This window comes from Lysobacter avium, from assembly GCF_015209745.1.
Taxonomy (GTDB): domain Bacteria; phylum Pseudomonadota; class Gammaproteobacteria; order Xanthomonadales; family Xanthomonadaceae; genus Novilysobacter; species Novilysobacter avium.
The window spans coordinates 2,713,341-2,729,394 of sequence record NZ_CP063657.1; the positions used below are offsets into that span (position 1 = coordinate 2,713,341).

The window sequence follows — 16,054 nt, forward strand, 5'->3', positions numbered from 1 at the left end:
CCGTGCTGCGCGGCCGATACTGTGACCACGCTCGCAATAATCGTGCCAATTGTTCAGGCGTCGTGCAGCTTTCCTTTCGATACCGATCGGTACCAGGCGCGGATCCGCTGCATGTCGGCCTCCATGTCAGCGCCGGTCTGGAACGGCGCGGCGACCACCAGGCGGCGCTGCGGGTAGTGGAAGTACACCGGCAGGATCGGCACGCCGGCCGCATCGGCGATCTTCCAGAAGCCGCTCTTCCAGCGCTCCACCCGCTTGCGGGTGCCTTCGGGGGCCAGCCCGAACCAGAGCCGCTCGGCGTCGCGCAACATCGCGGTCGCCTGCTCGACCACGCCGTGCGCGGCGCTGCGGTTGACCGGAATCACGCCGAGCTTGCGTAACAGCCACCCCAGTCCGGGCACCCGGAACAGCGAATCCTTGCCGAGGATCCGCACATCCACGCCCAGCGCCAGCTTGGCCGCGAAGCCCCACACCGCGTCCCAGTTGGACGAATGCGGCGCACCGATCAGCACCACCCGCGGCAGGTCGGGGAATTCGCCGGTCATGCGCCAACCGCCCAGGCGCAGCACCGTGCGACCGAACCAGCGTCCAAAGCGGCTGGGCCGCACGCGCGGCACATTGGGCGGCAACGTGGGCACGCTGCCTGCCGGTACTTCCGGGTCGTCTCTCGCCGTCATCGAGCGCACATCTCCCCTGCTCTGCTCTGCTCTGCCCGATGATCGCACCAAGCCGCCGCGGCGATCAGTCCCAGTCGGTCCGCGAGCGTCCCTGCTTGATGGTGCCGCGTTCGCGCTTGCCCGCCAGCCGCCGTTCCTTGGACCCACGGGTCGGACGGGTCGGAATCCGCTTCTTCGGTGCGTGCAGGCTCTGGCCGATGAACGCCGCCAGCCGCTCGCGCGCGTCCTCGCGGTTGCGGTCCTGGGTGCGCAGGGTCTGCGCGTTGATGACCAGCACCCCGTCGGCGGTGATGCGGCGATCGCGACGGGCCAGCAGGCGGGCGCGCACCGGCTCGGGCAGCAACGGCGACTGGGCGATATCAAAGCGCAGCTCGACCGCCGTCGATACCTTGTTCACGTTCTGCCCGCCCGGACCGGCCGCGCGCACGAAACGCTCGACCAGCTCGGACTCGGGAATGACGATGTTGCCGATCCGGACCATGCCCGGAGTCTAGAAGTACGCCAGCGCCCTGGCGAACTGGGCGTCCGGCGGCGCAATGGCTTCCAGCGCTTCTCCGCTCGCCGGGTGGGCGAGCGCGAGCCGGTGCGCGTGCAGCAGCATCCGGTGGATGCCGACCATGCGGAAGGCGCGGTTGTGGCGACCGTCGCCGTGGCTGGTATCGCCGATCAGGTGGTGGGAGACATGCTTGAGGTGGCGGCGGATCTGGCGGAAGCGTCCGGTCACCGGTTGCGCCTGCACCAGCGCATAGCGCGAGCTGGCAAAGCCGGAGGAGGGCCAGTCGCACTCGGCCCGCGCCAGGACCTGGAAGCGGGTCTGCGCCGGCTTCTTCACCGGCTTGCCGGGGCCGCCGTCGAGCGGGTGGTCGACATCGAAATCCGCCTCCGGCCAGCCGCGGCAGATCGCGCGGTAGTCCCGGTGCAGGTCCCCGGCCATGACCGCCTTGCCCAGCGTGGAGGCGGTGTCACGGTCGAAGGCCAGCAGCAGGCAGCCGCTGGTGGCACGGTCCAGGCGGTGGACCAGGAACACCTTGCGCCCAAACTGATCGCGCAACCGGTCGGCGGCGAAATCGGTCTCGCCCCGGGCCAGCGCGCTGTCGTGGACCATCAGTCCGGCCGGCTTGTTGATCACGGCCAGCCACTCGTCCTGGTAAACCACCGGCAGGGCAAGCGCTGCAGGATCGCTCAACGGCGCGGCCACGCCAGCAGCATCGCGGCGACCCCGGCGATCCCCGCGATCCACGAGGCGACCGGGACCGACCACTGCCCGGCGCCGCCGGCATCAAAGCCGTACAGCACCGCCGAGGCGACCAGCAGGCCGCTGCCCAGGATCGCCGCGACCGTGCGTTTCTGGGTTTCGCGCGCCGTGCGGGCCAGTTCGGCCAGGTCCGCCGAGCGCATCCGCAGCTCGTGTTCGCCGCGCACCTGCTGGGTCAGCCAGGTGTGCAGCAGGCGCGGCATCTCGGGGGCGTGGGTCACCAGCTCGGGCAGGTGGCGACGGAACTCGCGCAGCAGGCGCCGCGGACTGTAACGGGCGGCGAGGATCTTCTTGAGCACCGGCTTGGCCACGCCCCAGATGTCGATGCGCGGATCCAGCTGGCGTCCCAGCCCCTCGATGTTGAGCAGGGTTTTCTGCAGCAGGATCAGCTGAGGCTGCAGGGTCAGCTGGTGTCGCTGGGCGGTGCGGAACAGCTTGACCAGCACTTCCGCCAGCGAGATCTCGCTCAGCGGACGAGTGAAGTAGGGCTCGCAGACGCCGCGCACGGCGGCTTCCAGCTCGTCCAGGCGGCTGTCGGCCGGCATCCAGCCCGCGCGCAAATGGAGCTCGGCGATGCGCCGGTAGTCGCGGTTGAAGATCGCCATGAAGTTCTCCGCCAGGTAGTACTGGTCGTCGTCGGAGAGCTGGCCCATGATCCCGAAATCCAGCGCGATGAAGCGCGGGTTGGCCTTGCGGGCGGGGTCGATGTCGACCCAGATGTTGCCGGCGTGCGCATCGGCGTGGAAGAAGTTGTCGCGGAACACCTGGGTGTAGAACACCCGCACGCCCTTGGCCGCCAGCGCCGGGCGGTCGATCCCGGCGGCGTCCAGGGCCTGGATGTCGTCGGAAGGGATGCCATACACCCGCTCCAGGGTCAGCGCCTTGCCGGCGGTGTGGCTCCAGATCACTTCCGGCACGTACAGGTCATCGCTGGGCGATCCGTCCGCCTGGGTCCAGAAGCGCCGCAATACGCTGGCGTTTGCCCCTTCGCGCTCAAGGTCGAGCTCGGCGGCCAGCGTGCTTTCGATCTCGGCGACGATCGCGCGCGGGCGGATCTTCTCGGCGCGCGGATGCGTCCGCTCGACAATCCCGGCCAGCGCGCTCAACAGGCCGATGTCGGCTGCGACCTGATCCTCGATCCCCGGCCGCAGGACCTTGACCACCACCTCGCGCGCCTGATTGTCGCCCGACGCCGGCAACGTTGCCGCATGCACCTGGGCGATCGATGCGGAGGCCAGCGGAGTGATCTCAAAGCTGGCGAACGCGACGTCGACCGGCCGGCCCAGCGAGGCTTCCACGATCGCCCGCGCGACCTCGCCGTCGAACGGCGCAACGTTGTCCTGCAGCGTCGACAACTCCACCGCGATGTCGGGCGGCACCAGGTCCGGTCGGGTCGACAGGATCTGGCCGAACTTGACGAAGATCGGTCCCAGCTCCTGGAGCGCCAGGCGCAGGCGGACGCCGCGCGGCTGGGACACAATCTCCGCCGACGCGCGCGGCACGAACGGCCGCGCCAGCTTCAACCAACGCTCGGCCGAGGTGCCCTCAAGCAGCTCGTCGAGCCGGTAGCGCAGCAGTACGCGACCGATGCGCCAGGCGCGCAGGGCCGCTTTCACGACGCGCTGCCCGGTGCGGCGACGCCGCTGCGAAGCCGCCCGACACGAGCGACCAGACGCTCCACGTCGTCGCGGATCGCGTCCACGTCATCGTGGAACGCCTCCAGCTCGGCGCGCGGCACCACGTCGCGCGATTCCTCGGTGACGTACTCCGCCGCGCTGCCGGCCAGCTCGCCGGCGACCACACGCGCCTGCTTCAGTCCGGCGGCCAGCGCGTTGGCGACCTGCACCCCGACCACGTCGCCGAACACCCGCGCGAACGGCTGCTGCCAGTCCGGGTCGAAGCCCTCGGCCAGCCGCTGCAGGCGTCGCGCCAGGTCCGCATCGCCTTCCATCCGCAGCCGCCCTACCGGCGGCGCGTCATCGTTGCGCAGGAACGGCAGCTGTCCCAGCAGCCCCGACAAAGTGCTGCGGATCGACAGGTCGCTCGCCTCGGCGGCGTCCACCGGGCCGACTTCGAGTTGGTCGCCGGCCACCCGGATCTGCAGCGCCAGCGGCGGCGAGGACAGGTGCAGTGCGACGCGACGACCGTCGAGAGCGGCCAGGCTGTCGCGGGTCTGCGGATCCAGCGCGAGGGCGCGGTTCAGGCCGGTCTGCAACGCGCGTCCGGCCAGCGGCTTGAGCGCCGCCAGCGGTGACGGAGGAAATGAGCGGGACTGGGTCATGCGCGCATTCTACTGGGCTTGGCGCTGCGGCCGGCGTTGAAAGATGCCGAGGCGGAGCTGTTCCCCGCAGATATCAGGCGCGCTCTCCCCGCGCCCGGTAATCGGCACGCACCCGGGCCAGCCCCTCATCGAAGCCCACCACTGGCCGGTAGCCGAAATCGCGCCGCGCAGGGCCCATGTCGTACCAGTGCGCCGTCACCAGTTGCTCGGCCAGGAACCGCGTCATCGGCGGCTCGCCCCGCAACGGCAGCGCGGTCCAGAGGCCTTCGCAGACCGCGCCCGCCGCGTAGGCGAGGCGGAATGGCAGGGTTTTCTGCACCAGCGGCGCACCCACCGCGGCCAGCAGGCCGTTGATCGTCTCACGCATCGTGCGCGGATCGCCGTTGCTGATGAAATAGGCGCGGCCGGCGCAGGCCGCACCGATTGCCAGGTGCTCGAAGGCATCGAAGTGGGCCTGGGCGGCGTTGTCGATATAGGTGGTATCGACCAGGTTGCCGCCGTCACCGACCAGCCGCAGACGACCGGCATTGGCACGCTCCACCAGCCGGGGCAGCAACTGGTTGTCGCCGACGCCCCAGATCAGCCGGGGGCGCAGCGCGACGGTGGCCAATGCGGCGTCATTGGCCGCCAGCACTTCCTGCTCGGCAATCAGCTTGGTGCTCGCATACGGCACCTTGAAGCCGGTCCCGTAGGGCACGCTTTCAGCGCTGCCGCCTTCCACCGGATGGGTCGCGCGGTGGGTCACGCTGGGGGTGGAGGTGTAGACGACCCGGGTGATGCCGTGGCTGCGGCAGGCATCCAGCACGTGCCGGGTGCCGAGCACGTTGGCGTCGTGGTACTCCTGCCACGGCCCCCACGCGCCGGCCTTGGCGGCGTTGTGGAACACGGCTTCGCAACCCTGCGCAGCGGCGATGACCGCATCGCGCTGGGCGAGGTCGCCGCGCACCTGTCGCACCCCCATCGCCGCCAGTGCCGGGTAGTCACCGCGATTGAAACTCACCACCTCGTGGCCTCGCGCGCGCAGCCCGCGGCACAGGGCCTGGCCGAGAAAGCCGCCGCCACCGGTTACCAGGATTCTCATCCGCGCATGCTACGACACCGCGCCGTTACACCGTCCCGTCGCCGTGGCCGCGTGTCCCGGACGGGCCCGTGTTTATTTGTTATTGACGCGTTGAAGGTATTCTTGCCGCCATGCGCCTTGCCCTGATCGCGGCTCCTGCCGCCCTTGCCTGTCTTCTGGTCTGCGGTACGGCCCACGCCGCACGAGTCGACAAGGTCACCGTGCTCGGCCTTGACGAGGCGATGACCGAGAACGTGCGCAGCGCGGTCACCCTGGTGGCGGCCTCGGGCAAGGAAATCTCGGCCCGTCGCCTGGCCTATCTGTTCCGGGCGGCCGAGGACGAGACGCGCGAGGCGCTGGAGCCGTTCGGCTACTACTCGCCCACGATCACGGTCGACTACGACGGCGACAACGGATCACCCGGCGCGGTCACCATCACCGTGGTTCCCGGCGATCCCGTGCGCGTGCGCCGCGAGCACGTGGTGATCGAGGGCGAGGGCTCGCGCGACCGTTACCTCAGCCAGGACCTGGCCAAATTCAAGCCCGAGATCGGCGACGTGTTCGACCACCAGCTGTACGAGGCCAGCAAGATCCGCATCAGTCGCAGGCTGTCGCAACGCGGCTACTTCGATGCCGACTTCGCCTCGCGCCGGGTGGAGGTGACCCGCGCCGACAACGCAGCCGACATCGACCTTGTCTGGAACAGTGGTCGCCGCTACGACATGGGCCCGATCGATTTCCAGCAGACGCCCAACACCATCCTGCGCCAGTCCGTACTGGACAAGCTGGTGTACTGGGACACTGGCAGTTACTACCACCAGGGCAAGCTGGACCGCCTGCGCGACTCGCTCACCTCGCTGGACTACTTCTCCTCGGTGATGATCAATCCGCTGCCCGACCAGGCGGTGGATGGCCAGGTCCCGATCGACGTGGTGCTGACCCCGGCCAAGCGCAGCATCTACACCGCCGGCCTGAGCTACGGCACCGACAGCGGCGCCGGTGTGCGCCTGGGGCTGGAGCGCCGCTACGTCAATGACCGCGGCCACAAGGCACTCGCCCAGCTCGACTACGCGCAGCGCCGCAAGACCCTCACCGCGCAGTACCGCATGCCCGCCTTCGCCTGGGTGGACGGCTGGTACACCGTCAGCGCGCAGGCGGCGGACGAGCAGACCGACTACATGGACAGCCGACGCATCGAGCTGGTCGCCAGCCGCAGCGGCAACATCAACCGCTACCTCAATGTCGTCGCCTCCCTGCACGCCCTGCGCGAGCGCTGGTCCTACGCCGCCGACGATGACGGTGACCCGCTGACCGAGCCGGCGTTCCGCTACGCGACCTTCACCTACCCCTCGCTGCGCGCCGAATACACCGACGCCGACGACCGCGTGTTCCCGCGCAACGGCCGCGCCGGCACGCTGATGTTGCGCGGCGGGGTGGAAGGCGCCGGCAGCGATGCCAACTTCGGCCAGATCCGCGCGACCGCCAGCTGGTACCGCGGCATCGGCGAGCGCGGCCGGATCATCGCCCGCGGCGAGCTGGGGCACACCTTCACCGAGGAGCTGGTGGCGATGCCGCCGAGCCTGCGGTTCTTCGCCGGCGGCGACCGCAGCATCCGCGGCTACGCGTGGCGCGAGGTGGGGCCGCGGGTGGAAGGCAGCGACGGCAAGTTGTACGCGCTGGGCGCCAAGAACGTGGCCACCGGCGGTATCGAATACGAACACTACTTCACCGAGAACTGGGGCGCGGCGGCGTTCGTGGACAGCGGCAGCGCCTTTGACAGCACCCCGGACTGGCGTACCGGCGTGGGCGCAGGCGTGCGCTGGCGCTCGCCGGTCGGACCACTGCGCCTGGACATCGCCCACGGCCTGGACAGCCCGGACTCCTCGTTCCAGATCTACCTCAGCGTCGGCGCGGATCTGTGAGCATGATCGGCTTCCCGCGACGCCATCGCCTGGATCCGGACCTGACACCGGAAGAGCGTGAGGAGCGGATCGCCGAACTGCGTCGCAAGCGCCGGGCACGAATGCGCGTTCTTGCCATCCGCAGCGCGCTGCTGACCGGCGGGCTGGTGTTGCTGCTGGTTGCGGTCGTCTACTGGCTGGTCAGCACGATCGGCGGACGCGATGTGCTGCTGGCGCAGATCGTCCAGCGCCTGCCGGCCAACGCGACACTGAGCTGGCAGAAGGCCGAGGGCCCGGTGTCGGGGCCATTGACGATGCACGACGTGCGCTTCACTTACGACGCGATCGTCTTCACCGCCCAGCGGGTGACCCTGGAGCCCGCCCTGCTGCCGCTGCTGGGCAGGCACCTGCGCCTGGACGCGCTCCAGGTGGAAAACGCGACGCTGGACCTGCCGGCCAGCGACGAGCCGTTCGAGCTTCCGCGCTGGCCGGACTCCCTGCCGCAGATCAATCCGCCATTGGCATTGACGGCCAACGACATCCAGATCGACGGATTCCAGGTCAGCAGCGAAGGCGAGCCGACGATCAACATCCGGCGCCTGCGCGGCGGCCTGCAAGCCCAGCCGGGCAGCCTGCACGTGCAGGAGCTGGTCGTCGACAGTGACCGCGGCCGCTTCACCGCCCACGGCGACTACGCCCCGGCTGACAATTACCGCACCGACCTGCTGGTGACCGCGGTACTGCCGGCGGCGGCCGGACGTACCCCGGCGCGGTTCGGTCTGCTGGCGCGCGGGGATCTGGACGAGATGGACCTGGGCCTGGGCGGCCGTGCACCCGGCGAGGTTCGCGCCACCGTGATCCTGCGCGGCAAGGACCGCCTGGTCAGTCCACCGGTCGCAAGAAGCGGACCGGTCATGGCCAGCGTCAACCGACCGCAGTGGCAGCTGCGCGCGCGCGCCGACGCACTCGACATCGGCCTGCTGACCGATCCCCAGGCCGCTCCCGCGGATACGCCACTGGCGCTGCAGCTGCAGGTCGACGGGGTTGGCGGCGACGCCCGCCTTCGCGGCGAACTTCGGCAGGGCGAGTTCAGCGCCAAGGTGCTCAATTCGCGCCTGCGGGTGGAGGATCAGGTCCTGGACCTGGATCCGCTGCGGCTGGAGCTGCTGGACGGCAGCGTGGTTGCGCGCGGCACGGCCGACTTCAACGATCCGGCCAATGCCTCGTTCCGCTTCGCCACCAATGCCCGTGGCCTGCAGTGGGGCAGCCCGACCGCGCTGGCCGCGGATGCGGATTTCGGTCTCGCCGGCACCCTGCAGGCCTGGGCGCTGATCGGCAACGCCACCCTGACCCGCGACGGCGAGCGCGCGACGCTGGCCCTGGACGGACGCGGCAACAGCGAGCGCATGGATTTGAAGGCGCTGGATGTGGCGATGCCCACCGGCACCCTGGCCGCCACCGGCCACATTGCCTGGGCGCCGGCGCTGGCGTGGGACATCGACAGCCGCCTGGCCGGTTTTGACCCGGGCTACTTCGCCGCGGGCTGGAACGGCTCGGTCAACGGCCACATCACCAGCACCGGCGGCGCCCGCGACGACGGCCGACTGGAAGCGACCCTCGATCTGGCCGACCTCGGCGGCCGCCTGCACGGCAAGCCGCTGGACGGCAGCGGTCACTTCGCCATGTCCGGCGCCTACCCGACCGGGGATGTCGCGCGCTACCAGGGCGAAGTCGCCCTCGCCATTGGCGGCAGCCGGATCGACGCCAAGGGCAGCTATGGCAACCGCGTGGATGTCGATGCGCGCTTCGCCCCCTTGAACCTGCAGGACCTGCTGCCCGATGCCAGTGGCACGCTGCGCGGCACGGCCCGCGTGCAGGGTCCGGCGGCTGGGCCGGACATCCGCGCCGACCTGGTCGGCAGCAACCTGAAGTTTGCCGATTACACCGCCAGCACCCTGACGATCAGGGGCGAGCTGCCCTGGTCACGCGGTGACGGCCAACTGGCCATCCGCGGCGACGGCCTGGCACTCGGTGCGCCGGTGGACCGGCTGGCCATCGACGCGCGCGGCGCGGTGGAGCAGCTGAGTCTGAGCGCCAGCGCCGGCCGGGAAGGCTTGGCGTCGCTGGCACTGGATGCCTCGCTCAACCACCGCGGCAACCGCTGGCAGGGCACCCTCTCGCGGCTGGGGGTGGACATGGAGCGCGGCGCGGACTGGAACCTGCGCGCGCCCGCCGGCTTTGCCTGGGCGCCCGCGCCCAATGGCAGCAGCGTGACGCTTGAGCCGGCCTGCCTGGCCTCGACCGCCGGCGGTTCGCTGTGCGTCAACGCGGACTGGCCACGCCGCGGCCTCAGCGTGGTCGGCGAGGGGCTGCCGGTCGCGCTCGTCGAGCCGTACCTGCCCGAGCGCGAGCACCGCCAGCCCTGGCTGTTGCGCGGCGAGATCGCGATCGATGCGCACATCCGCCCGGTCGGCAACGGCTGGGACGGCCAGGCCCGCATCACCTCGGCCGGGGGCGGGATCCGCAACAGTGAGCGCTCACGCACCGAATTGCTCAGTTACAACAACCTGGCCCTGACCGCGACCTTCCGGCCACAGGGCATCGAGGCCGAGTTCAGCACCGGCTTCATCGGCGACGGCCGCATCGACGCCAGCCTGCGTACCGGCTGGGATGCGTGGTCGCCCCTGAGTGGCCAGTTGTCGCTGAACACGCGCGAGTTGACCTGGATGGAGCTGTTCTCGCCGGATATCGTGGAGCCGACCGGCCGGCTGAACGCGCAGATCACCGTCGCAGGCACGCGCGATACACCGCAGCTGGGTGGCCAGGCGCGACTGGCAGATTTCAGTACCGAGCTGCCGGCACTGGCCATCACCCTGCGCGAAGGCAACCTCCAGCTGGACGCGATGGCCGATGGCACGGCACGGATCCACGGCAGCGTACGTTCGGCCTCCAGCGCCGGCAACGACGGCAACGGCGTGCTCAGCGTCAACGGCACCCTGGGCTGGAAGGGCGACGACACCCCGCTTGTGCTTCGCCTGAGCGGCTCCGATGTGCTGGTCTCCGACACCCCCGACCTGCGCGCGGTGGCCAGCCCCGACCTCCAGCTCAACTACCAGATCGGCCAACCCATGCGCCTGTCCGGCACGATCAACGTGCCCGAGGCGATGGTCAACCTGGAAGGCCTGGACCACGCGGTGTCGCCGTCGGCCGACGTCGTCGTGCTCGATCCGGTCAATCCCGACGAGGGACCCGGCACGCCTCTGGCGATGGACCTGCGGATCACCGTCGGCGACAACGTGCGGATGAAGGGCTTCGGGTTGACCGGCAAGGTCGACGGCAACATGCACCTGCTGGCCCGCCCCGGGCGCGAACTCGCCGCGACCGGTGCGATCAACGTCGCCGGCGAGTACAAGGCCTACGGCCAGGACCTGACGATCACCCGCGGCCTGCTCAGCTGGTCCAACGACCCGGTGTCCAACCCGGTGGTCAACCTGCGCGCCGAGCGGGTGATCGGCGAGGTCACCGCCGGCGTGGACGTGAGCGGGCGCGCCACGGCGCCACAGGCCTCGGTGTGGTCGAACCCGGCCAGCTCCCAGCCCGAGGCTTTGGCCTACCTGACCCTCGGCCGGCCGCTGTCCACGTTGTCGGGCGATCAGCGTGGCGACCTCAACGCCGCTAACGCGGCACTGACCGCCGGCGGCGGCATGCTGGCCTCGCAGTTGGCAACGAAGATTGGCCTGGAAGATGCCGGCGTGGTCCAGAGCCGCGCACTTGGCGGCAGCGTGTTCGGGTTCGGCAAGCAGCTCTCGCCGCGGATGTACGTCGGCTACGGGGTTTCGCTGCTCGGCACCGGCCAGGTGTTGACCCTGAAGTACCTGCTCGACCACGGCTTCGACATCGAAATCGAATCGAGCACGCTGGAGGATCGCGGTTCGATCAACTGGCGCAAGGAGAAGTAGGCGCTTCCCACCGATGGGAACGTTGCACCTGCGGGGCCACGGCTGGGACCTGCGAACCTTCCCGGCGAATGTCCCCCGGCCTCCGCCTGCGGCGGATGCCTCCTCCTTTATTTCGCCCGGAATGCCCGCAGGTCCCGTTGACGGATCTCAGCGGTGCCCGGATAGCGCCGCAGACAAGCGTCGCCTCAACAGCCACCGACAAGCTGGAATGAACGGGGAAATGTCCATGGGTGAGAAATAAAGGAGGAGGCACCGGCTCTATCGGTGCCGGGGGACATTCGCGCCCAGGGACATTTCCCTGGTCGCCCGCGCCCGCTACTCGGCGGGCAGGCCGATGACGTGGCCCAGCTTCTCGCGCTTGGTCGAGAGATAGCGCTGGTTGCTGGGGTTGTGCCCGACAAGGATCGAAATCCGCTCCGGAATCAGCACCCCCAGCTTCTGCAGGGCCACGACCTTGGCCGGGTTGTTGGTCATCAGGCGCAGCGCGCCGACGCCGAAATGGGCCAGCATCGGTTCGCACAGGCCGTAATGGCGCTGGTCGGCGGCAAAGCCCAGGTCCTCGTTGGCCTGCACGGTGTCGGCGCCCAGATCCTGCAGGTGATACGCGCGGATCTTGTTGATCAGGCCGATGCCGCGCCCTTCCTGGCGCAGGTAGAGCACGATGCCGCGGCCCTCGGTGGCGATGCGGCGCAGGGCCTCTTCCAGCTGCGCCCCGCAGTCGCAGCGCTGGCTGAAGAATGCGTCGCCGGTCAGGCACTCCGAATGCACACGCGCCAGCACCGGCTCGCCGTCATCCAGTTCGCCTAGGGTCAGGGCCACGTGCTCCTTGCCGCTGGCGGTGTCGATGAACCCGTGCAGGCGGAAGGTCGCCCACGGCGTGGGCAGGTCGCAACTGTCGACGTAGCGGATGGTCGCATCGGCTTCCCCGGTCGACGGCGCCGGCAGGCACGCGTCTGCCGGCGTCGGTGGGGCATCGGCGGCGTGGAGATCGACGGCGGGACTGGGGTCACTCATTGCGGTTCCTGCACAACAGGGGGAATTGCAGCGAACGGGTCATTGTCCTCCACACGCCGCCGCAACAGGTCCTTGAATGGGTGCGATCGCGCGGTTTCTCAAGCGCGCGCACGCGTCGAGCCGCCGGGCACCGACGGCGGGCCGGTGCGATCAGGCGATGGGATGGCCCATCCAGGACAGCATCACCGAGGCGATGCCGAAATAGATCAGGATGCCGATGCCATCGGCCAGCGAGGTGATCAGCGGGGAACTGGCAGAGGCCGGGTCGGCCTTGAACTTGTTCAGCAGGAACGGCAGCGACATGCCCATGACGCTGCCCACCAGCACGATCAGCAGCATCGTCGTGGCCACCACCAGGGCGATCGCCGGGCCGCCGCGGAACAGGCCGATCGCGCTGACCGCAAAGGCCATCGTCAGGCCCAGCAGGGTCGACACGACCAGCTCGCGCACCAGCATGCTGCCCCAGTCGCGCATCTCCACATCGCCGGTGGCCAGTGCGCGCACCATCAGCGTGGCGGACTGGGCACCGGCGTTGCCGCCGCTGGCGATCAGCAGCGGCAGGAAGAACACCAGCGCCATGTTGGCGGCAATCAGGTCCTCGAAGTGGGCGATTCCAGCCCCGGAAAACAGGTTCGCGAACACCAGCAGGACCAGCCAGTAAACGCGCTGGCGATACAGCAGGGACACCGTGGCGTCCTTCATGCTCATCGTCAGCGTGCCGAGGGTACCGCCGGACTTGTGGAAGTCCTCGGTGGCCTCGGCCTCGGCCACGTCCATCGCGTCATCGGAGGTCACGATGCCGACCATGCGCTCCTCGCGGTCGATGACCGGCAGGGCGATGAAGTCGTAACGGGCGATCTTGTTCGCCGCCTCGACCTGGTCGGCATCCACGTACACGGTGACCGGGTTGGGCGCCATGACCTCCAGCACCGGGGTGTCCGGATCGGCCAGGATCAGGCGGCGCAGGGTGGCCACGCCGATCAGGTGGCGGTCGTGGTCGACCACGTAGGAGGTGTAGATGGTCTCCTTGTCCGGCGCGACCCGGCGCAGCTCGGCGATCGCCTGGCCTGCGGTCAGGTCCGGGGTCAGGGTCGCGTACTCGGAGGTCATCAGCGCGCCGACGCTGTCGCGCGGGTAGCTGGCAAGGCGCCGGATGTCGTCGCGCTCGGCCTGCGCCAACGCCGGCAGCAACCGCTCGCGGCGGTCCGCCGGCAGGGTGTTGAACAGGTCCACGCGCTCGTCGGCGGACATCAGGTTGAGCAGCTCCAGCACCTGCGGTCGCGGCATGCCGGCAACCAGCTCGGTCTGCAGCTCCAGCGGCAGGTAGCCGAACAGCAGCGCGAGCTGGTCGGCCGTGATCAGCGGCAGCACCTGCGCCTGCTGCTCGGGCTCCAGGCGGGTCAGTACATCGGCCAGATCGGCTGCAAGGACATCGGCCAGCTCGCCTCGCAGCGACTCGCCGTCACCGCGCTCCAGTTCAGCGGCGATCGCGTCCGCTACAAGATCGGCGTCGAAGTTGCCTTCCGCGTCAGCCCGGTACAGGAGGCGTGTGTCGGGCTTTTTCTTCTTCTTGAGGTTGATCACAGGGTGCCTCCGGATGTCGCGAACGTGGCGACCACGGAGGCGTGCAGCGCCGGCTTATCGGATCGCTACAGGCTCCACGTACCGCCAGGGACGCGCGCGGTCCATGGTGTAGGGGAAAATTCCAGGTCGACTCGGTCTGTCCACGGTGCGGGCATGGCCGGAGGAAACGGGCCCCGGCAGCCGCCGAAGTCTAGGAACCGGCGCCGCCGGGGTCAACCGGCACGCCGCCTCCCGGGTTCGCGTTAGGCAGGGTCAGGCGACCCGGTGACGCCGCGCGCCCACCAGGTGCACCAGCAGCAACGAGATCGCCGCCGGCGTCATGCCGGGGATGCGCTGGGCCTGACCGACCGTTTGCGGCCGCACCTGCTCCAGCTTGCCGGCCAGCTCCGCCGACAGCCCGTGGACCCGGCCGTAGTCGAAATCCCCGGCGATCGGCGTGGTTTCGTGGCGGATCTGGCGCGCGATCTCTGCATTCTGCCGGTCCAGGTAGCCGGCGTACTTCACCCCGATCTGTACCTGCTCGGCAACTGCCGGATCCGCCACGCCCGGACCCAGCGAGGGCACCGATACCAGCCGGAGGTAATCGATTTCCGGACGCTTGAGGAGGTCGCGCGCACTGGTCTCGCGGCTGAGCTCGATGCCCAGGCCGCTGGCGACCTCGGTGCCCAGCGCGTTGCCCGGCGACATCCAGATCGCACCCAGCCGGGCGTTCTCCGCCTCGATCGCGTCGCGCTTGGCGGCGAACGCATCCCAGCGGGCATCACCCACCAGCCCAAGCTCGCGCCCGGTCGCGGTCAGGCGCAGGTCCGCATTGTCCTCGCGCAGCTGCAGGCGGTATTCGGCGCGGCTGGTGAACATCCGGTAGGGCTCGGTGGTGCCGTGGGTGATCAGGTCATCCACCAGCACACCGATGTAGGCCTCATCCCGGCGCGGGCACCACCCCTCGTGGCCCTGCACCTGCCGGGCCGCATTGACGCCAGCCAGCAGGCCCTGCGCGGCGGCCTCCTCATACCCGGTGGTGCCGTTGATCTGGCCGGCGAAGAACAGCCCCTGCACCGCCTTGGTCTCCAGGCTCGCCTTCAGGCCGCGCGGGTCGAAATAGTCGTACTCGATCGCGTAGCCGGCGCGGGTGACATGGGCGTTCTCGAAGCCGCGGATCGAGCGCACCAGTTCCAGTTGCACGTCAAAGGGCAGCGAAGTGGAAATGCCGTTGGGGTAGATCTCCGTCACCCCAAGGCCTTCGGGTTCCACAAAGATCTGGTGGCTGGCCTTCTCGGCAAAACGCACCACCTTGTCCTCGATGGACGGGCAGTAGCGCGGACCGATGCCGTCGATCTGGCCGGTGTAGAGGGGAGACCGGTCCAGCGCGCCGCGGATGATCTCGTGGGTGCGTTCGCAGGTCTCGGCGATCCAGCACGACACCTGGCGCGGGTGGTCGGCGTGCGAGCCCATGAAGGACATCACCGGGCGCGGGTCATCGCCGGGCTGCTCGACCATGACCGAGTAGTCCAGGCTGCGGCCGTCGATGCGCGGCGGGGTGCCGGTCTTCAGCCGGTCGACCACGAAGGGACCCTCGCGCAGCCGCGCTGCCAGGGTGACTGAGGGTGGGTCCCCGACCCGGCCCCCGGAATGCGTGGTCAGGCCGACGTGGATCTTGCCGGCGAGAAAGGTCCCGGCCGTGAGCACGACCGCAGGTGCGCGGAATCGCAACCCGGCCTGCGTGGTCACGCCGCGCACCTGGCCGGCGTCGAAGTCGATATCGTCCACCGCGGACTGGAACACGGTCAGACCCGGCTGGCGCTCGACCGCCGCGCGGATGAAGGCGCGATACAGGCTGCGGTCGGCTTGGCAACGCGTCGCCCGTACCGCCGGTCCCTTGCTCGCATTGAGCCGGCGCCACTGGATCCCCGCGGCGTCGGCTGCATGCGCCATCACTCCACCCAACGCGTCGATCTCGCGCACGAGATGGCCCTTGCCGATCCCGCCGATGGCCGGATTGCAACTCATCGCACCGATCGTCTCGATGTTGTGCGTCAGCAGGAGGGTGCGGGCACCAGCGCGCGCTGCCGCCAGGGCCGCTTCGGTTCCCGCATGGCCGCCGCCGACCACGATCACGTCATATTGGTAGAAGTCGTTTTTCATGTCGCCAACCAGGCAGTCGGGGTACGCCGTGGACGCGCAGGACGCCGAAACCGGCGCCAACGCAGGGAAGGAATTGTACGCCGATCAATCACTTGCCACGAAAACCGGCGCGGGCTGAGAGGAGTCAAAAGCCGTCGCCACGGGACCGATTTCACGTCGCGGTCAACCTTGGCACGCTTCG

11 protein-coding genes are annotated in these 16,054 nt (G+C 69.4%); 2 read left to right on the forward strand and 9 right to left on the reverse strand.

Annotated features, from left to right (window positions below; translation table 11 throughout):
- Nucleotides 1–53: 53 nt before the first annotated feature.
- The 6 genes from INQ42_RS12160 to oleD form a co-directional block, all read right to left on the reverse strand.
- Nucleotides 54–677 (reverse strand): lysophospholipid acyltransferase family protein, encoded by a 624-nt coding sequence (locus tag INQ42_RS12160; RefSeq protein WP_194034494.1) that lies wholly within the window; start codon nt 675–677, stop codon nt 54–56.
- Between the two features lie 64 nt (nt 678–741).
- Nucleotides 742–1,158, reverse strand: coding sequence for an alternative ribosome rescue aminoacyl-tRNA hydrolase ArfB (arfB, locus tag INQ42_RS12165; RefSeq protein ID WP_194034495.1), 417 nt, complete (start codon nt 1,156–1,158; stop codon nt 742–744).
- Nucleotides 1,159–1,167: 9 nt separating this feature from the next.
- Nucleotides 1,168–1,875 carry a pseudouridine synthase gene (locus INQ42_RS12170; protein ID WP_407070773.1) on the reverse strand — a complete coding sequence of 236 codons (708 nt, stop codon included), beginning with the start codon at nt 1,873–1,875 and terminating at the stop codon, nt 1,168–1,170.
- Nucleotides 1,860–3,548: a ubiquinone biosynthesis regulatory protein kinase UbiB gene (gene ubiB / locus INQ42_RS12175; protein ID WP_194034497.1), complete on the reverse strand. Its 1,689-nt coding sequence runs from the start codon at nt 3,546–3,548 to the stop codon at nt 1,860–1,862. Before ubiB ends, INQ42_RS12170 begins: the two co-directional genes overlap by 16 nt.
- Entirely contained in the window at nt 3,545–4,213 is a 669-nt protein-coding gene (locus INQ42_RS12180; protein ID WP_194034498.1) for a ubiquinone biosynthesis accessory factor UbiJ, read from the reverse strand. The genes ubiB and INQ42_RS12180 overlap by 4 nt, the downstream gene beginning before the upstream one ends.
- 73 nt (nt 4,214–4,286) lie before the next feature.
- Complete coding sequence (gene oleD, locus INQ42_RS12185; protein ID WP_194034499.1) at nt 4,287–5,294, reverse strand: 2-alkyl-3-oxoalkanoate reductase; 1,008 nt, start codon at nt 5,292–5,294, stop codon at nt 4,287–4,289.
- Between the two features lie 110 nt (nt 5,295–5,404).
- Here oleD and INQ42_RS12190 point away from each other — a divergent pair, with 110 nt between their 5' ends.
- Both INQ42_RS12190 and INQ42_RS12195 read left to right on the forward strand, forming a co-directional pair.
- Nucleotides 5,405–7,195, forward strand: coding sequence for an autotransporter assembly complex protein TamA (locus INQ42_RS12190; protein ID WP_194034500.1), 1,791 nt, complete (start codon nt 5,405–5,407; stop codon nt 7,193–7,195).
- Nucleotides 7,196–7,197: 2 nt separating this feature from the next.
- Nucleotides 7,198–11,133, forward strand: coding sequence for a translocation/assembly module TamB domain-containing protein (locus tag INQ42_RS12195; protein WP_228064372.1), 3,936 nt, complete (start codon nt 7,198–7,200; stop codon nt 11,131–11,133).
- A 315-nt stretch (nt 11,134–11,448) separates the two neighbouring features.
- On the opposite strand, the gene ribA is transcribed toward INQ42_RS12195, so the two are convergent.
- The 3 genes from ribA to mnmG all read right to left on the reverse strand — a co-directional run bounded on the left by ribA (nt 11,449) and on the right by mnmG (nt 15,873).
- The gene (gene ribA / locus INQ42_RS12200; protein WP_194034501.1) at nt 11,449–12,147 is read right to left on the reverse strand and encodes a GTP cyclohydrolase II; all 699 of its coding nucleotides are present in this window, start codon (nt 12,145–12,147) and stop codon (nt 11,449–11,451) included.
- A gap of 150 nt (nt 12,148–12,297) precedes the next feature.
- Entirely contained in the window at nt 12,298–13,731 is a 1,434-nt protein-coding gene (gene mgtE, locus INQ42_RS12205) for a magnesium transporter (protein WP_228064373.1), read from the reverse strand.
- Nucleotides 13,732–13,983: 252 nt separating this feature from the next.
- Complete coding sequence (gene mnmG / locus INQ42_RS12210; protein WP_194034502.1) at nt 13,984–15,873, reverse strand: tRNA uridine-5-carboxymethylaminomethyl(34) synthesis enzyme MnmG; 1,890 nt, start codon at nt 15,871–15,873, stop codon at nt 13,984–13,986.
- Nucleotides 15,874–16,054 lie beyond the last annotated feature (181 nt).